A 20,179-nucleotide genomic window follows, 5' to 3' on the forward strand; every position below is an offset into this window, starting at 1 on the left:
CGCGTGGAGCTCGGCGAGATCGAGGCGGTCCTCGCGCCCGGCCCGAACTGGCCCAGGCCGCCGTCGTCGTCCGCGAGGACCGGCCCGGTGACCGGCGCCTGGTGGCCTATGTGGTGGCCGCGGACGGACCTGCCGGTGACGTGGACACGGGCGCGCTGCGCACCTTCGTGCGCCAGGCGCTGCCCGACTACATGGTGCCGTCCGCGTTCGTCGTCCTGGATGGTCTGCCGCTGACCGTGAACGGCAAGCTGGACCGTAAGGCGCTGCCCGCCCCGGACTACGCGGCGGCGTCCACCGGACGTGTCGCCCGTACGCCCGAAGAGGAGCTGCTGTGCACGCTCTTCGCCGAGGTGCTCGGCCTGCCGACGGTGGGGGCCGAGGACGGGTTCTTCGACCTGGGCGGTGACAGTATCCTGTCCATCCAGCTCGTCGGCCGGGCCCGCGCCCGGGGCCTGACGCTCTCCGTGCGGGACGTATTCGAGCACCAGTCGGCGGCTCAGCTCGCCGAGGAGCTCGGCAGCCGGGACGACGGGCCCACGTCTGAGTTCGCGGAGGTCGATCCGTACGGACCCGTACCGGCGACCCCCGTCATGGCGCGGATCGCCGACCTCGGCCTGGGAGGCGATGACTTCAACCAGTCCGTCGTGGTCTCGGTGCCGCCCGCACTGGACGGGGCCACGCTGACCGCAGCCTTCCAGAAGGTGCTGGACCACCATGACGCGCTGCGGCTGCGCGCCGGGGCGGACGGGACGATGGATGTCCGCGGACCCGGCGCCGTGCCGGCCGCGGAGATCCTCGTCCGCGCCGAGGTGCCCGGCTCCGGGTCCCTGCCCGAGTCCGCGTGCGGCTCCGGCTCGGCGTCAGGCCCGGGCGCCGCCGACGACGTCGAGGATCTTGTCGCCGAGCTCGCGTACGCCGCGCGGGACCGCCTCGCGCCCGCCGACGGCCGGATGATCCAGGCGGTCTGGCTCGACCGGGGGGCCGAGCGGGAAGGGCTGCTGATCCTGGTCGCCCACCACCTCGTGGTCGACTCGGTCACCTGGAGCATCCTCGTACCGGATCTCGCGGCGGCGTACGGAGGAGGTGAGCTCGCCCCCGTCGGCACCTCGTGGCGGCAGTGGGCCGTCTCCCTGGAACGGCTCGCCACCGACCCGCGCATCCAGGCCGAAGCGGACCACTGGGAGACCACGCTCACCGCCGACGCGGCCCTGCGGGTTGACCGCGGGCGCGACCTCCACGACCGTGCGGGCCGCGTCACGCTCGACCTGCCGTCCGCGACGACCGGTGCGCTGCTCGACGAGGTGCCGGGCAGTGTCAACGCGAGCGTCAACGACGTGCTCCTGACCGCTTTCGCCGTCGCCGTCGCCGAGTGGCGGCGCGGGCGCGGTGACGACCCCGACGCCCCCGTCGTGGTCGACCTGGAGAGCCACGGCCGCCACGAGGACGCTGTCCCAGGCGCCGAACTCAGCCGCACCGCGGGCTGGTTCACCGCCCTCTACCCGGTGCGACTCGAACCGGGCGTCGCGGACTGGGCCCGGCTGCGCCAGGACGGTGCCGCCCTCCGCGACAGCCTCAAGCAGGTCAAGGAGCAGCTGCGGGCCGTGCCGGGCAACGGCATCGGCTACGGCCTGCTCCGCCACCTCAGCCCCACCGCGGGACCACGGCTCGCGGCTCTGCCCGAGCCCGAGTTCGGCTTCAACTACCTGGGGCGCCGCACCCGTCCGGTGTCCGGCGAGCCGGAGCCCTGGAGCGTGATCGGCGGCGGAGTCGCGGCTTACCGGCCCACGGCACCGATGGCCCACGCGGTGGAGATCAACTCGGTGGTGTACGAGGGGGACGAAGGCCCTCGGTTGCGCGCCGACTGGACGTACGCGAGGAGCTTGGTCCCCGACCAGGACGCCCGGCAGCTGGCCGAGCACTGGTTCCGGGCCCTCGAAGCCCTCGTGGAGCACGCCGGCCGCCCCGGTGCGGGAGGCCTGACCCCGTCCGACGTGACACTCGACTCGCTCAGTCAGTCCGAGATCGAGGAGTTCGAATCCGACCTTGAGTCCGAGTGGGAGATTGAGCAGTGAGTCAGCAAACGTCTCGTTCGCGTAGCAAGATCGAGGACATACTTCCGCTGTCCCCGCTGCAAGAGGGCTTCGTGTTCCTCGGGATGCTCCACACGGACGGCCCCGACCTCTACGTGGGCCAGGTCGCCTTCGAACTCAAGGGTCCGTACGACGGGGAGCGCATGCGGACTGCGGCGCAGGCCCTGCTGCGCCGGCACGCGAACCTGCGCGCCGGATTCCGGCAGCGCAAGAACGGCGCCTGGGCCCAGATCGTCCTTCAGGAGGTAGAACTCCCGTGGCAGGACGCGGACGTGAGCGACCTGCCCGATGAGGACCGGCAGGCGGCGGCCGACCGGCTCGCCGCCGACGACCGGGCGCACAGGTTCGACCTGGGCCGGCCGCCGCTGCTGCGGTTCACGGCGATCCGCCTGTCCCGCGACCGGGTGCGGCTTGTCATGACGAACCATCACATCGTGCTCGACGGCTGGTCGATGCCGGTGCTGCTGCGCGAACTCATGGCGCTGTACGCCGCCGTGGGACAGACCGCCGTCCTGCCGCGGGTGCGTCCGTACCGCGACTACCTCACCTGGCTCGGCGCCCGCGACCGCGCCGCCGCCCAGGAGGCCTGGCAGGAGTCCCTGACCGGACTCGACGAGGCCACCCTGCTCGCCCCGGGCAGCGCGGCGCCGCCGACCGCGCCCGAGCACGTCTCCTTCACCGTGGACTCCGCAGTCAGCGGGGCGCTGGCCTCCTGGGCGCGGGGCCAAGGCGTGACGATGAACTCGGTGGTGCAGGGCGCCTGGGCACTGGCCCTGGCCCAGGCCACCGGCCGTGACGACGTCGTGTTCGGAGCCACCGTCTCCGGGCGTCCGCCAGAGCTGCCGGGCGTCGAGTCGATGGTCGGCCTGTTCATCAATACCCTGCCCGTACGGGCCCGCATCGACCACGCCGAACCCGTCAGCGGCTTCTTCCGCCGCCTCCAGGCCGAACAGGCCCGCCTCCTGGACCACCAGTGGGCCGGCCTCGCCGACATCCAACGCTGGGCCGGACACACCGAACTCTTCGACACCGCCATGGTCTTCCAGAACTACCCGGTCGAGGAGGGCGAGCTCGCCGCCCCTTCGGACACGGAGCAGCTGCGGGTGGCATCGGCGGACATCAAGGGCGGCACGCACTTCGCGGTGAACGTCGTCGCGACGATGCGCGGCTCCGAACTGTCCTTCCGCGTCGACTACCGCCCCGACCTCTACGAGGCGGAGTACGCACGCGGCTTCGGCCAGCGGGTGGTGCGGGTGCTTCAGGCGCTGGCCTCCGACGCCGATCTGCCCGTGGGACAACTGGACACCCTCGACCCCCTCCAGCGGGAACGGGTGCTGGTGGAGTGGAACGGGGCGACTACCGAGCTGCCTGACACACCACTGCACGAACTGGTGACCCAGCAAGCACTCCGAACGCCGGACGCCGTGGCGGTGGTATGCGAGGGTGACTCGTTCACCTACCAGGAACTGGACACACGCGCCAACCAGCTCGCCAGGCACCTGCTCCACCAGGGGCTCGGAGCAGAGCAGTTCGTGGCACTGGCTCTGCCGAAGTCACTGGACGCCGTTATCAGCATGCTCGGTGTTCTGAAGACCGGCGCCGCCTACCTGCCCATCGACCCCGAGTACCCGGCCGACCGCATCAGCTACATGCTCCAAGACGCCAACCCCGCCCTCACCCTGACCGAGCCGGTCCCGGCTGCGGCATACCAGGAGTACTCCACCGCCGAGATCACCGACGCCGAACGGCGTACAGCATGGTCACCCCGCCACCCCGCATACATGATCTACACCTCAGGCTCCACCGGCCGCCCCAAGGGCGTCATCATCGAACACCACGCCCTGGCCACCTACCTCCACCGAGCCCGCACCACCTACCACGCCACCACCGGCACCACCACCCTCCACTCCCCCCTCGCCTTCGACCTCACCATCACCGCCCTGTGGACCCCCCTCACCAACGGCGGCACCGTCCACCTCACCACCCTCGAAAACACCAGCACCCAACCAACCCTCATCAAAGCAACACCCAGCCACCTCCCCCTCCTCAACACCCTCCCCAACACCGCATCGCCCTCCCACACACTGATCCTGGGCGGCGAAGCCCTCCAAGCCGACCACCTCGCCACCTGGCACAACCAACACCCCGGCGTCCAAGTCATCAACGCCTACGGCCCCACCGAATCCACCGTCAACATCACCGACCACCACATCGACCCCACCACCCTCACCGAGGGACCCGTCCCCATCGGACGCCCCTTCGCCAACACCCAGGCCTACGTCCTCGACTCAGCCCTGCGCCCCGTCGCCCCCGGCACCACAGGCGAGCTCTACCTCGCCGGCGAACAACTCGCCCGCGGCTACCACAACCGCCCCGCCCTCACCGCCGAACGCTTCACCGCCAACCCCCACGGCACCCCCGGCAGCCGCATCTACCGCTCCGGCGACCTCGCCCACTGGAACCACAACGGCCACCTCATCTACGACGGACGCGCCGACCACCAGATCAAACTCCGCGGCCACCGCATCGAACTCGGCGAAATCCAAACCGCCCTCACCACACAACCAGGCATCACCCAAGCCACCGTCACCCTCCGCGAAGACCACCCCGGCGACCAACGCCTCATCGCCTACATCGTCACCGACCCCAACCACTGGGACCACACGGCCACCCACACCGCCCTCACCGCCCAACTCCCCCACTACATGGTCCCCTCAGCCATCGTCACCCTCGACACCCTCCCCCTCACCCCCAACGGCAAGCTCGACCACAAAGCCCTCCCCGCCCCCGACTACACCGCGGTCACAACAGGCCGAGCCCCGCGCAACCCCCGCGAAGAAATCCTCACCGGCCTCTACGCCGAGATCCTCGCGGTGAGTGACGTCACCATCGACGACAACTTCTTCGACCTGGGCGGCCACTCCCTCCTCGCCACCCGCCTCGTCAGCCGCATCCGCACCACCCTGGGCGCCGAGTTGTCCATCCGGCAGCTCTTCGAAACCCCCACCATCGCCGCCCTCTCCCACGCCCTCGACGCCTCCCACTCCGTCCGCACCTCCCTCACCGCACGCCCCAGGCCCGAACGCATCCCCCTCTCCTACGCACAACAACGCCTCTGGTTCCTCCACCAGCTGGAAGGGCCCACCCCCACCTACAACATCCCCACCACCCTCCGCCTCACCGGCACCCTCGACCAGCACGCCCTGCACCAAGCCCTGCGCGACCTCGTCGCCCGCCACGAAAGCCTGCGCACCGTCTTCGCCGAGGAGGCCGACGGTGAGCTCGGGCCCCAGCAGATCGTGCTGCCCGTCGAGCGAGCCGACGTGCCGTTCGCGGTCGTCGACGTGACCGAGGAGGAGCTGGCCGACCGACTGGCCGGCGCGACCGGGCACGCCTTCGACCTGACGACTGAGATCCCCATCCGGGTGGCGCTGTTCCGGGTGGGCGAGGAGGAGCACGTACTGCTCCTGCTCATCCACCACATCGCCAGCGACGCCTGGTCCCGCACCCCCCTGGCCCAGGACCTCACCGCCGCGTACACGGCCCGGTGCGCGGGCGACGCGCCCGGCTGGAAGCCACTGCCGGTCCAGTACGCCGACTACGCGCTGTGGCAGCGGCACATACTCGGCGACGACGCCGACCCGGAGACCGCGGCGGGCCGGCAGCTTGCCTACTGGACGCAGCAGTTGGCCGATCTCCCCGAGCAGCTCGACCTGCCCACCGACCGGCCGCGGCCCGCCGTCGCCGGTTACTCGGGCGACCGGGTGCCGCTGGCCGTTCCCGCGGAGCTGCACCAGGGGCTCACGGAGCTTGCCCGGTCCTGCAACGCCACCGTGTTCATGGCCGTGCAGGCCGCGCTCGCCACTCTGCTCAGCCGGCTCGGCGCGGGAGAGGACATCCCCGTCGGCACCCCGATCGCGGGGCGCACCGACGACGCCACGGACCACCTCATCGGCTTCTTCATCAACACCCTGGTCCTGCGCACCGACACCAGCGGCAACCCCACCTTCAAGGAGCTCCTCAGCCGCGTACGCGACACGGACCTGGCCGCCTACGCGCACCAGGACCTGCCCTTCGAGCGGCTCGTCGAGGCACTCAACCCGACCCGCTCCCTCTCACACCACCCGCTCTTCCAGACGATGCTCACCCTGCACAACACGCAGGGCACGACGGCGGAACGATTCGCCGGTCTTTCTGCCGAGGTGGTGGCATCGGAGTCGGTGTCGGCCCGTTTCGACCTGTCGTTCGCGCTGGCCGAGCGGTTCGGTGACGGCAACGCCTGCGCGGGCATGAGCGGCAGCGTCACGTACAGCACGGACCTCTTCGACCGGACGACCGCGCAGGACATCGCCGACCGTCTGGTCCGGCTGCTCACCGCCGCCGTGGCCCACCCCAACCGGCCCGTGGCCCAGTTGGAGATCATGGATGCGGCCGAGCGGCGGCTCGTCCTGGAGGAGTGCAACGACACCGCCTCCGAGGTGCCCGCCGATTCGGTGGTGCGTCTCTTCGAGCGGCAGGCGGTGCTCTCGCCCGACGCGACAGCCGTCACGTTCGCGGACCTGAGCCTGTCCTACGCCGAGCTCAACACCCGCGCCAACCGCCTGGCCCGGCATCTGATCGCCCGGGGCGCGGCGCCCGGCCGGTTCGTCGCGGTGGCCCTGCCGCGCTCGCCCGACCTCGTCGTCACGCTGCTCGCGGTCCTCAAGTCCGGTGCGGCCTATCTGCCGATCGACCCCGGTTACCCGGCCGACCGCATCGGCTACATGCTCGACGACGCCGCCCCCGCCCTCACCCTGACCGAGCCGGTCGCGGAATCCGCGTACGCCGGGTACGCGGGCTCCGACCTCGGTGACGGGGAGCTGCGGGCACCGGTCTCCCCCGCGCACCCGGCGTACATGATCTACACCTCGGGGTCCACGGGGCGCCCGAAGGGCGTGGTCGTGCCGCGCGGGGCGCTGGGCAACTTCCTCGCCGCGATGGGCCGCAGGTTCACGCCGGGCGCCCGGGACCGGCTGCTCGCGGTGACCACGGTCGGCTTCGACATCGCGGGCCTGGAGATCTTCCTGCCGCTGCTGCACGGTTCGGTGCTCGTGCTCGCGGACGAGGAGACCGCCAAGGACCCGCACGCGCTGCTGCGTGCCGTCACGGCCTCGGACGTCACCATGGTGCAGGCGACACCGAGCCTCTGGCAGGGTGTGGTGGCCGCGGCACGGGACGAACTGGCCGGTGTGCACGTGTTGGTGGGCGGCGAGGCGCTGCCCACGGAGCTGGCTCGCGCGCTTGGCGACCGGTCCCGCTCGGTGACCAACCTGTACGGGCCGACGGAGGTGACGATCTGGGCCACGGCCGCCGACGTGTCCGAGGCGGGCCCCGTCATCGGCCGGCCCGTCGCCAACACCTCGGCGTACGTCCTGGACGCGGCGCTGCGTCCGGTACCCGTCGGGGTGCCCGGTGAGCTGTATCTGGCAGGTGCGCAGCTCGCGGAGGGCTATCACCTGCGGCCGGGCCTGACGTCGGAGCGCTTCACCGCCGACCCCTACGGTCCGCCCGGCGCGCGCATGTACCGGACGGGCGACCTGGTGTGCCGTCGGCGCGACGGTGCGCTGCGCTATCTGAGCCGCGTCGATCAGCAGGTCAAGCTACGCGGCTTCCGTATCGAGCTCGGTGAGATCGAGGCGGAGCTGGTGCGTCACCCCTCGGTTGCGGAGGCCGCGGTGACGGTGCGCGAGGACCGGCCGGGCGACCAGCGTCTGGTGGCGTACGTCGTGGCGGCGGACACGGCGCCGGTCACGGGGGTGCTGCGCGACCATCTGCGTCACCGGCTGCCGGAGTTCATGGTGCCCACGGCGTTCATGACGCTCGACACCCTGCCGCTGACAGCGAACAAGAAGCTGGACCGCAAGGCGCTGCCCGCCCCGGAGTATGCCGCCGAGTCGGTAGGTCGTGCGCCGCGTGGTCCGCGCGAGGAGATCCTCTGCGCGCTGTTCTGCGAGGTGCTCGGCACCGCCCGGATCGGCATCGACGACAGCTTCTTCGATCTCGGCGGGCATTCGCTGCTCGCGAGCCGTCTGGTCAGCCGCATCAGGACCGCGCTCGGGGTCGAGCTGCCCGTGCGGCAGTTCTTCGAGACGCCGACGATCGCCGGGCTCTCCGGTGTGCTCGACGGGGCCGAGGGTGCCCGGGAGCCGCTGGTGGCCAGACCCAGGCCGGAGCGTGTGCCGCTCTCCCCGGCCCAGCAACGGCTGTGGTTCCTCTATCAGTTCGAGGGCCCTTCGGCGACGTACAACGTGCCGACGGCGCTGCGGCTGAGCGGCGAGCTCGACCGGGTCGCGCTCGGCCGGGCGATCGGTGACGTTCTTGAGCGGCACGAGAGCCTGCGTACCGTCTTCGCCGAGGACGAGGAGGGCTCGCGCCAGATCGTGCTGCCCGCCGACCGGGCCGGCCACGGCCTCGACGTCGTCGACGCCACGGAGGAGGACGTCGAGGAGCGGGTGCGGGAGGCGTCGCGTCACGTCTTCGACCTGACGGCCGACATCCCGTTCCTGGCGCGGCTGTTCAGGATCTCCGCGACCGAGCACGTCCTGTTGCTGCTCATCCACCACATCGCGAGCGACGGCTGGTCGATGACCCCGCTCTCCCGCGACCTGATCGCCGCGTACGCGGCGCGCCGCGAGGGCGACGCCCCCGGCTGGCAGCCGCTGCCGGTCCAGTACGCCGACTACGCCCTGTGGCAGCACGACGTCCTGGGTGACGAGTCCGATCCGCGGAGCGTCGCGGGCCGCCAGCTCGCCTACTGGAAGGACGCCCTGGCCGGTCTTCCCGACCAGCTCGAACTGCCCACCGACCGGCCGCGGCCGGCCACCGCCGGGTACACCGGTGACCGCATCCCCTTCACCGTCCCCGCGGCACTGCACACGCGCCTGACGGAACTGGCCCGCTCCACGCGCACCAGCACCTTCATGGTGGCCCAGGCGGCGTTCGCGGCGCTGCTCACGCGGCTCGGCGCGGGTGAGGACATTCCCATCGGTACGGCGGTGGCGGGCCGCAGCGACGACGCCACCGAGGACCTTGTCGGGTTCTTCGTCAACACCCTCGTGCTGCGCACCGACACCAGCGGCAATCCCACGTTCCGCGCTCTCCTGGGCCGGGTGCGGGAGGCCGATCTGGCCGCGTACGCCCATCAGGACGTGCCGTTCGAGCGCCTGGTGGAGGCGCTCAACCCCACGCGCACCCTCGCCCATCACCCGCTCTACCAGGTGATGATCACGTTCAACAACACAGCTGCCGCGTCGGGCGATGAGGAGCGGACGGAGGGCGCGCGGGGCGGCACGCTCCTGGACGCGACCCGGATGACGGCGAGCACCGGGGTGGCCAAGTTCGACCTGTCGCTCACGCTCGGCGAGGGCCACGACGCTGCGGGCACGCCCACAGGCATGCGGGGTTCGCTGGAGTACCGCACCGAGCTGTTCGACCGCGAGACCGCCGAGTCGATCATCTCGCGGCTGCTCGGCGTCCTCGGCTCGGTCACCGCCGAGCCGGACCTGCCGATCGGCGGGATCGGTCTGCTGAACCCGGCCGAGCGGCGCCAGCTCCTGGAGGAGTGGAACGACACCGCGCGCCCCCAGCGTGAGAGCACGCTGCCCGAGCTGTTCGAGGAGCAGGCGGCGCGGACGCCACGCAAGCCCGCGTTCTCCGCGGGCGGCACCACGCTGTCGTACGCGGCGCTCAACTCCCGTGCCAACCGGCTCGCCCATCTCCTCGCGGAGTGCGGCGCGGGACCCGAGCAGGTGGTGGCGATCTCGCTGCCGCCGTCGGTGGAGATGGGTGTCGCGGTGCTCGCGGTCCTGAAGACCGGTGCCGCGTATCTGCCGGTGGACCAGAGCAGTCCGCGCGAGCGGGTCGCCACGATGCTCGACGACGCCGACCCGATCTGCGCGCTGACCCTGCTCTCCGTGCCCGACGAGGTGTTCCCCTCGGAGCTGCCGCGGCTCGTCCTCGACAGTCCGGAGCTGATCGAGCGGCTCGCCGGGCAGCCCGCGCACGACCTGACGGACGAGGACAGGACCGAGCCCCTCACGCCGTGGAACGCGGCGTACATCATCTACACGTCGGGGTCGACGGGCCGACCCAAGGGAGTGCTCGTCGAGCACCAGCCAGTCATCAACTACCTCGCGGTCTCGGCGGAGTTGTATCCGGGCGTGGCGGGCAACGCGCTGCTGCACTCGCCGCTGTCCTTCGACCTGACGGTGACGGGTCTGTTCGCGCCGCTCCTGAACGGCGGCTGTGTGCACCTCGCCGACCTGGAGGAGCTGCACGAGCGGTCACTGACCGGTGACGGGCCCCAGGACCTGCCGCAGATGACGTTCCTCAAGGCGACGCCGAGCCATCTGCCGCTGATCACCGAGCTGCCCGGTGCCTGCGTGCCGCAGGGTGAACTGGTGCTCGGCGGCGAGTCGCTGACGGGCCGCGCGGTGCGGACGCTGCTCGCGGCGCACCCGGATGCGACGGTCCTCAACGAGTACGGCCCGACCGAGACCATCGTCGGCTGCACCACCTGGACCGTGGAGAGCCCGGACGACCTCGCGGACGGCGTGCTGACGATCGGCCGTCCGTTCCCCAACACCCGGATGCTCGTGCTCGACCCGTACCTGCAACCCGCCCCCGCGGGCGTGCCGGGCGAGCTGTACGTCTCCGGGGTGCAGTTGGCGCGCGGCTATCTCAACCGGCCGGGGCAGAGCGCGTCGCGGTTCGTCGCGAACCCCTTCGAGGGTCCCGGCAAGCGGATGTACCGCACCGGGGACATCGTGCGCTGGAACCGGCGCGGCGACCTGGAGTTCATCAGCCGGGTCGACGACCAGGTGAAGATCCGCGGCTTCCGCGTGGAGCTGGGAGAGGTCGAGTCGGCCCTGTCGCGGCACCCCTCGGTGCCGGAGGCGGTCGCGGTCGTACGGGAGGACAGGCCGGGCGACCGGCGCCTCGTCGCGTACGTGGTGGCGGGGGACGCTCCCGCGGTGAGCGACGCGGAGCTGCGGGGGCACCTGCAGGACTCGCTGCCCGACTACATGGTGCCGTCGGCGTTCGTCCGCCTGGACACGCTGCCGCTGACCTCGAACGGCAAGCTGGACCGCAAGCGGCTGCCCGCGCCGGACTACGCGACGCTCAGCACGGGCCGGGCGCCGGGCACGCCGCGCGAGGAGCTGCTGTGCCGGCTGTTCGCCGAAGCCCTCGGGCTGGAGTCCGTCGGTGTCGACGACGGCTTCTTCGACCTCGGCGGGGACAGCGTCCTGTCCATCCAGCTCGTCAGCAAGGCCCGCGCACAGGGCCTGGCCCTCTCCGTACGGGACGTCTTCGAGCACCAGAGCGTCGGTCACATCGCCGAGGCCCTGGGTGCGGCGGAGCCCGAGGCGCGGGTGTCCGGCGCCGTGGACCAGGGGGCGAGCGGGCCGGTGCCCGCCACGCCGATCATGCGCTGGCTCGCCGAACTGGGCGGCCCCCTCGACCCGTTCAACCAGTCGGTGGTGGTGTCCGTCCCCGCGGACCTCGACGAGGAGCGACTGGTCGCGGCCCTGCGGGCCGTCGTCGACCGTCACGACACCCTGCGCCTGCGGGTCGCCGACGACGGCACCATGTCGATCCCCGAGCCCGGGGCACCGGACGCGTCCGGCCTGCTCGTCCGGCACGACGCGCCGGAACTCGACGACGGCGCGCTGCACACCACCGTCGCCGAACTCGCCGCCGCCGCGCGCGACCGGCTCGCACCCTCCCGGGGCGAGGTGCTCCAGGCGTGCTGGCTCGATCGCGGGCCGCGCCGGCCCGGGCTGCTCGTCCTGGTCGCCCACCACCTCGCCGTCGACGCGGTGAGCTGGCGGCTCCTGGTGCCCGATCTGGCCGCGGCGTACGAGGGCGGTCCGCTCAGCACGGCCGGTACCAACTGGCGCCAGTGGGCCACCACGCTCGACGAGCTGGCCGCCCGCCCCGCCACCGAGGCCGAGGCGGACCACTGGCTGGAGGCGGTCAGGAGCCCGGCCGAGCTGACCCTCGACCCGGCGCGGGACACCCACGCCCGGTCCGGGCAAGTCGTCCTCGACCTCGACACGGACACCACGGATGCCCTGCTCACCTGGGTCCCCGGCGTGTTCCACGCGGAGATCAACGACCTGCTGCTCACCGCGTTCGGCCTGGCCGTCACCGACTGGCGGCGCACCCGCGGCCACAGCTCCGACACCGCCGTCACGGTCGACCTGGAGAGCCACGGCCGCCACGAGCACCTCGCGGCCGGCGCCGACCTCACCCGCACCACCGGCTGGTTCACGTCGATGTATCCGGTCCTCCTGAGCCCGGGGGTCACCGACTGGGCGGACGTGTGGGACGGCGGCCCCGCAGCGGGGCGCGCCCTGAAGCGGGTCAAGGAGAAGCTGCGGGCCGTCCCCGGCGACGGCATCGGCTACGGCCTGCTCCGCTACCTCAATCCCCGCACCCAGGGCCGGTTCGCCGGACTCCCCGCCCCCGCCTACGGTTTCAACTATCTGGGGCGGTACACCGGAGGGCGTGGCGCGGGCCGGGGCGGTGAGCCCGACCTGTGGAGCGTCCTGGGCCGTGGCGTCGCGGGCCAGCATCCGGACACCGCGCTCGCGCACGCCGTCGAGCTCGTCGCGGGTGCCCACGACACGGAGCACGGGCCCCGGCTGCACAGCGTCTGGACGTACGCGAGTGCCGTGCTCGACGCCGAGGACGTACGGCAGTTGGGCGAGGGCTGGTTCAGGGCCCTGAGGGCGCTGGTCGAGCACGCGCGCCGCCCGGAGGCCAGTGGCCTGACTCCCTCGGACGTCTCCCTCACCTCGCTCAGCGAGGACGACATCACACGACTCGAAAGCGAATGGGGCTCCCTCTGATGGCCAAGTCCGGCTTGGAAGACATCCTTCCGCTGTCCCCGTTGCAAGAGGGCATGCTGTTCCACAACCTCTTCGACGACCAGGAACTGGACGCCTACAACGTCCAGGTCTTCATCGAACTTGACGGGAACGTGGACGCGAACCGGCTGCGGGAGGCCACCGGGGCGCTGCTCGCGCGGCACTCGAACCTGCGCGCCGCCTTCCGTCACGAGGGTCTCAAGCGCCCGGTGCAGCTGATCCCGCGCGGGGTCGCCCTGCCCTGGCGCGAGGAGGACCTGCGGGCCGAGGCCGAGGGCGAGCGGGAGGACGCGGCGGAGCGGATCGCCTCGCAGGACCGCTGGACGCGGTTCGACCTGGGCCGCCCGCCCCTGATGCGCTTCACCCTGATCCGGCTGACCGCGAGCCGCTACCGCCTGGTGATGACGAACCATCACATCCTGCTCGACGGCTGGTCGATGCCGGTGCTGCTGCGCGAGATGATGACGCTGTACACCGTCCACGGCGACGTGACGGCGCTGCCCCGGGTCCGCCCGTACCGCGACTACCTCACCTGGCTCGGCTCCCGCGACCGTGAGGCGGCGCGCGAGGCCTGGACGGAGGCGTTCGCCGGGTTCGACACCCCGAGCATCGTGGCGCCGGACCGGGGGGCGCTCACCGCGGCACCCGAGCGGATCGACTTCTCCGAGGACGAGGCGGCCAGCGCCGCGCTCACCCGGTTCGCCAAGTCGAACGGTCTGACGGTCAACACCGTGATCCAGGGGGCCTGGGGCCTGGTCCTCTCGCATCTGATGGGCCGCGACGACGTGGTGTTCGGCGTGACGGTCAGCGGGCGCCCGCCCGAGCTGCCCGGCATCGACACCATGGTCGGCCTGTTCATGAACACCCTGCCGCTGCGCGTCCGGCTGCGGCCCGCGGAGCCGCTGACCGCGTTCCTGCGCCGGGTGCAGTCCGAGCAGACACGGCTGATCGACCACCAGTGGGTGGGGCTCGCCGAGATCCAGCGCTGGGCGGGGTCGGGCGAACTCTTCGACACGGCCATGGTGTTCGAGAACTATCCGCTGAACTCGAGCCGCGGGCGGCCCCAGGGCGCCGCACCCGACGCGGACCTGCCCACGGTCCTGAAAGTCCACTCGCGCGACCAGATGCACTATCCGCTGGGCCTGCTCGCCCTGCCGCGCGAGACCCTGCGGTTCTCGCTCGGCTATCTGCCGCAGGTCTTCAGCGCCGAGCAGGTCGAGTCCGTGATCGCCGCGTTCCGCAGGGCGCTCGGCACGATCCTGCGAAGCCCGCAGACCCCCGTGGGCGCGGTCGCGCTCATTGACCCGGCGGTGCGCGGCACGGCCCTGGAGCAGTGGAGCGGCTCGGACGACGTACGGCCCGCCGAGCGGTTCACCGACCTGTTCGAGGAGCAGGTGGCGCGCACCCCCGACAAGACGGCCCTGATCGCCCCCGACGGCAAGCTCTCCTACGCCGAACTGAACGCCTCCGCCAACCGTATGGCGCGGCGCCTGGTCGAGCTCGGCGTGGGACCGGAGCGGCCGGTGGCGATCGTGGTGCCGCGCCGCACCGAACTCGTGGTGGGCATGCTGGCGGTGCTCAAGGCGGGCGGCGCGTACGTGCCGATCGACCCGGAGTACCCCTCCGACCGCATCCGGCACATGATCGAGGACTCCGACCCCTCGCTGGTCCTGACCACGGCCGACGTGGACACCCAGGTGAGCGAGGAGTGCGGCGGGCCGCTGACGTTCGTCATGGACGACCCGCAGACCGGCAGGTCGCTGCGCAAGCACTCGGCGGTCAACCTCGTCGACGCGGACCGCAGCGGTCCGCTGCTGCCCGGCCACCCGGCGTACGTCATTTACACGTCGGGCTCGACGGGCCGCCCCAAGGGCGTCGTCACCGAGCACCGGGCGCTCTCGGCATTCGTCAGGCACTGCCGATCCGCCCAGGCGCCGGACATCTCGGGGCTCTCCGTGATGCAGGCGTCGGCGTCGTTCGACCAGAGCGTCGGCTCGCTGCACGCTCCGCTGATCAGCGGTGGCTGCGTCCGCGTGACGGACCTGCGGGACCTCGCCGAGACGGCCGTGGCCGAACCCGGCTTCCGCCGGGCGACGTTCATGAAGGGCACCCCCTCGCACCTCGCGCTGCTCGCGACCATGCCGGAGAGCGTCTCGCCCTCCGGGATCCTCACACTGGGCGGCGAGGAGCTGCGCGGCGAGCTGCTCACGCAGTGGCGCGCCGGGATGCCGGGGGTGACCGTGGTGAACGTCTACGGCCCCACGGAGGCCACCGGCCACTGCCTGGAGTACTGGATCACGCCGGAGACCGAGGTGGCGCCGGGGCCCGTGCCCATCGGCACCCCGCACGAGGGCGTGCGGGTGTACGTCCTGGACTCGGCGCTGCGGCCGGTGGGCCCCGGTCTCGACGGCGAGGTGTACCTGGCGGGCGTCCAGCTGGCCCGGGGCTATCTGAACCAGGGCCGGCTGACGGCCGAGCGGTTCACCGCCGACCCGTTCGGCGCGCCGGGCACCCGCATGTACCGCACCGGTGACGTCGCCCGCTGGAACGAGGCGGGCGAGCTGACGTTCACCGGCCGCGCGGACCGCCAGGTCAAGCTGCGCGGGTACCGCATCGAACTCGGCGAGATCGAGGCAGCCGTCGCGGACCGGCCGGGTGTCGCCCAGACCGCGGTCGTGCTGCGCGAGGACCAGGCGGGCGACCAGCGTCTCGTGGCCTACGTCGTCGCGGACCGTGCCCGGTGGGACGAGGCCGCCGTGCACGCCGCGCTCGCCGACCGGCTCCCGGACTTCATGATGCCCTCGGCGTTCGTCACTTTGGACGCCCTGCCACTCAGCCCGAACGGCAAGCTGGACCGCGCGGCCCTGCCCGCCCCCACATACACCGGGCGGGTGTCGGGCCGTGAGCCGCGCACACCGCGTGAGGAGATCCTCTGCGGACTCTACGCGGAGATCCTCGCGCTGCCGCAGGTCACCATCGACGACAACTTCTTCGAGCTGGGCGGGCACTCCCTTCTGGCCACGCGGCTCGTCAGCCGCATCCGTACGACGCTGGGCGCCGAGCTCTCCATCCGGCAGTTCTTCGAGACGCCGACGATCGCCGCGCTCTCCGGTGTGCTGGAGCGGGCGGGCCGGGCCCGTGCCGCGCTCACCGCTCGCACCCGCCCCGAGCGCATCCCGCTCTCCTACGCACAGCAGCGGCTCTGGTTCCTGCACCGCCTGGAGGGCCCGAGCCCCACGTACAACATCCCGACCACGCTCCGTCTCACGGGCCCCCTGGACCCGCGGGCCATGCGCCGGGCGCTGCTCGACGTGATCTCCCGTCACGAGAGCCTGCGGACGACGTTCGCCGAGGACGAACACGGGTCACGGCAGGTGGTCGTCGACCCCGCCGACGTGCGGCTCAGCTTCGAGACGGCCGACACGACGGAAGACGCCTACGAGGCCGATCTCGCGCAGGCGGCCCGTCACGCGTTCGACCTGAGCGCCGAGATTCCCGTCCGCGCCCGCCTGCTCCGCCTCTCCGCGCAGGAGCACGTCCTGCTCCTGCTCATCCACCACATCGCCAGCGACGCCTGGTCCCGCGCCCCGCTCGCCCACGACCTGAACGCCGCCTATACGGCGCGCTGCGCGGGTGAGGCGCCCGCGTGGGAGCCGCTGCCGGTGCAGTACGCCGACTACGCCCTGTGGCAGCAGGAGGTCCTCGGCGACGACAGCGACGCGCAGAGCATCGCGGGCCGACAACTCGGGTACTGGAAGACAGCGTTGGCCGGTCTCCCCGAGCAGCTGGACCTGCCCACCGACCGGCCGCGCCCCGCCACCGCCGACCACACCGGCGACCGGGTGTCCTTCGCCGTCCCCGTGGAACTGCACGCGCGGCTCGCCGAGTTGGCGCGCGCCACGCACTCGACGCTCTACATGGTGCTACAGGCCGCGCTCGCCACCCTGCTCACCCGGCACGGCGCGGGCGAGGACATCCCCGTCGGAACGCCCATCGCCGGACGAACCGACGACGCGACCGACGGCATCGTCGGCTTCTTCGTCAACACGCTCGTCCTGCGCACCGACACCAGCGGCGACCCCACCTTCAAGGAGCTCCTCGGGCGGGTGCGCGACACCGATCTCGGTGCCTACGCCCACCAGGAGCTTCCCTTCGAGCGGCTCGTGGAAGCCCTCAACCCCACCCGGTCCCTCTCCCACCACCCGCTCTTCCAGGTGGTGCTCGCGCTGCAGAGCGCGGGCCCCAGGCCGGCGGACGGCGCGGGCGGCCCGGCGCTTCCGGGCGGTCTGGTCATCTCCGGGCTCGGCGGCGCGGCGGCGACCGCCGCCAAGGTCGATCTCGGGTTCTCGGTGTCGGAGCGGCGGGCCGCGGACAACGCCCCCGCCGGGATCTCGGGCGTACTCGACTACAGGACCGACCTGTTCGACCACGGCACCGCCCAGGCGCTGGTGGACCGGTTCGTGCGGGTGCTCACCGAGGCGGCCGCACATCCCGAGCGTCCGCTGAGCCGGATCGACGTCCTGGGCGCCGAGGAGCGCCACGTGGTCATCGAGGCGTGGAACGACACGGCTAAGGGCCTGGCTCCGACGACACTGCCGCGCCTCTTCGAGCAGCACGTGCGACAGCGGCCCGACGCCGAGGCGCTCGTCTTCCGCGGTGAGTCGCTGAGTTACGCGGAGCTCAACGCGCGCGCCAACCGGCTCGCGCGGCTGCTGGTCGCACGCGGCGCCGGACCCGAGCGCGTCGTCGCGCTCGCGCTGCCCCGATCCCCGGAGCTGGCCGTCGCCGTCCTCGCGGTGGCCAAGGCGGGCGCCGCCTATCTGCCGCTCGACCCGGGGCATCCCGCCGAACGGATCACCGGCACGTTGCAGGACGCGGCTCCGGTGGCGCTCCTCACGACGAGCGCGGTCGCCGCCGGTCTGCCGGACGCGGCGATGCCCCGCATCCTCCTGGACGCGTCCGCCCCGGCGGCCGACGAGGACTCGGGCGACTTGACCGACGCCGACCGGATCGCGCCGCTCCTGCCGCTCCACCCGGCCTACGTCATCTACACCTCCGGCACGACCGGCCGCCCCAAGGGTGTGAGCGTGACGCACGCGGGCCTGCCCGGCCTGGTGGACATCTTCACCTCGCAGTGCAGGGTCGCCCCCGGCAGCCGCGTCCTGCACCACCTGTCGCCCGCCTTCGACGGCGCGTTCTGGGAACTGGCGATGGGGCTGCTGACGGGTGCGACCCTGGTCGTCGCGGAGCCCGGCATCACCCCCGGCCCCGACCTCGCGGACCTCGCGGTGCGGCACTCGGTCACGCACGCGGCGATCACTCCGGCGGTGCTCCAGCTGATCCCCGAGGGGGCCCTGCCCGCCGACATGACCCTGGTCGTCGCCGCCGAGAGCTGCCCGCCCGAGCTGGTCAAGCGCTGGTCTTCGGGGCGCGTGATGCTCAACTCGTACGGGCCGACCGAGGCGACGGTCTGCGCGACCATGAGCGCCCCGCTGACGGGCGCGGTCGTCCCGCCGATCGGCGGCCCGATCGCCGACACCGCCGTCCACGTCCTGGACGGCGCCCTCCAGGCGGTGCCGCCGGGCGTGCCCGGTGAGCTGTACGTGCGCGGCCCCGGGCTCGCCCGCGGCTACCTCGGCAGGCCGTCCCTGACCTCGGGGCGCTTCGTGGCCAGTCCGTACGGCCCCGCGGGCAGCGTGATGTACCGCACGGGCGACCTCGTGCGCTTCAACCGCGACGGCGACCTGGAGTACCTGGGCCGCACCGACACGCAGATCAAGCTGCGCGGTATGCGCATCGAGCCCACCGAGATCGAGGCGGTGGTGACCCGTCAGGCTGGGATCGCGCGGGCCGCGGTCCTGGTCCGCGAGGACGCGCCGGGCGACCGCCGCCTGGTGGGCTACGTCGTGCCGGACGCCGGCACGGCCGTGGACACCGCCGCGCTGCGCCAGCGGCTGCGCGAGCTGCTGCCCGAGTACATGGTGCCCGCCGCCTTCGTCGCCCTGGACACGCTGCCGCTCACCGCGAACGGCAAGCTCGACCACGGCGCGCTGCCCGCCCCCGAGTACCGCGCCGCCGACGGCCGGGCCCCGCGCACCCCGCGCGAAGAGACCCTGTGCCGGCTCTTCGCCGAGGTGCTCGAACTGGACCTGGTCGGCCCCGACGACGGTTTCTTCGACCTGGGCGGCCACTCGCTGCTCGCGATCCGGCTCGTGGAGCGAGCCCGCGCCGAACTCGGCGTGGAGATGGCCGTGCGCGACCTGTTCGCCGCGCCGTCGGTCGCGGACCTGACGGCACGGCTGGCCGAGCGCGGCGACCACGAGCCGATGGAACGCCTGCTGCCGCTGCGCGCGTCCGGCTCCGGGCGTCCGGTGTTCTGCGTCCACCCCGGCTCCGGCATGAGCTGGTGCTACTCCGGTCTCGTACGTCATCTCCCGCCCGAGATACCGGTGTTCGGCATCCAGGCCGCGGGTCTCGACGGCGAAGGACGGCTGCCCGACACGCTTGAGGAGATGGCCGCCGAGTACGCCGACCTGGTCCAGGAGGCGCAGCCCCAGGGTCCCTACCGGCTGCTCGGCTGGTCGCTGGGCGGCAACGTGGCCTTCGCCATGGCAGTCGAACTGCGCGCACGCGGCGCGGAGGTGGAGCTGGTGACGTTCCTCGACGCCTACCCGCGCAGTGCGACGTCGGGCGACGAGACCCCGCTGGCCGAGGTGTTCGCGCACAACCTGCGGGACGCCGGGTTCGACGTCACGCCCGCGGAACTCGCCGACGGCGCGTTCCCCGCCGCACGCTACCGCGCGTTCCTGCACGCCACGGGCGACCCAATGGGCCGCCTCGACGAGGCCGAACTCGCTTGTGTGCTCAAGGTGTTCATGAACAACGCCCGACTGATGCGCGGCCACACGCCGGGCAGCTTCGACGGTGACGTGCTGGTCCTCTCGGCCGAGCAGGCGCCCGCCGAGAAGCTCGCGCGCCGCAACGCCGATTCGTGGCGTCCGCACGTGACGGGCCGCATCGAACGGGCCGGCGTGGACGCCGACCACCTCGGGCTCGTCCAGTCCGACGCCGCGCTCGCCCGGATCGGGCAGGCCCTGGCCGAACAACTCCCGGCCGATTCCCGCCGCCCCACGACCCAAGGAGCCACCGCCATGTCCCCGTCGAGCGAGGTTGCCTGAC

The 20,179-nt window shown here is 72.3% G+C and carries 3 protein-coding genes; all 3 read left to right on the plus strand.

Annotated features, from left to right (window positions below):
* Positions 1-101: 101 nt before the first annotated feature.
* Genes ACOBQB_RS07965 through ACOBQB_RS07975 form a run of 3 tightly spaced genes read left to right on the plus strand, consistent with a single transcriptional unit; the run spans position 102 to position 20,178 of the window.
* Complete coding sequence (locus ACOBQB_RS07965; RefSeq protein WP_423589908.1) at positions 102-2,072, plus strand: condensation domain-containing protein; 1,971 nt, start codon at positions 102-104, stop codon at positions 2,070-2,072.
* The gene (locus ACOBQB_RS07970; RefSeq protein ID WP_423589909.1) at positions 2,069-12,982 is read left to right on the plus strand and encodes an amino acid adenylation domain-containing protein; all 10,914 of its coding nucleotides are present in this window, start codon (positions 2,069-2,071) and stop codon (positions 12,980-12,982) included. Before ACOBQB_RS07965 ends, ACOBQB_RS07970 begins: the two co-directional genes overlap by 4 nt.
* On the plus strand, positions 12,982-20,178 hold the full coding sequence (locus tag ACOBQB_RS07975; RefSeq protein WP_423589910.1) for an amino acid adenylation domain-containing protein: 7,197 nt from the start codon (positions 12,982-12,984) through the stop codon (positions 20,176-20,178). The genes ACOBQB_RS07970 and ACOBQB_RS07975 overlap by 1 nt, the downstream gene beginning before the upstream one ends.
* The last annotated feature ends 1 nt before the right edge of the window (position 20,179 follow it).

Origin of the sequence: Streptomyces sp. G5(2025) (genome assembly GCF_049542075.1) — a bacterium.
GTDB lineage: Bacteria > Actinomycetota > Actinomycetes > Streptomycetales > Streptomycetaceae > Streptomyces.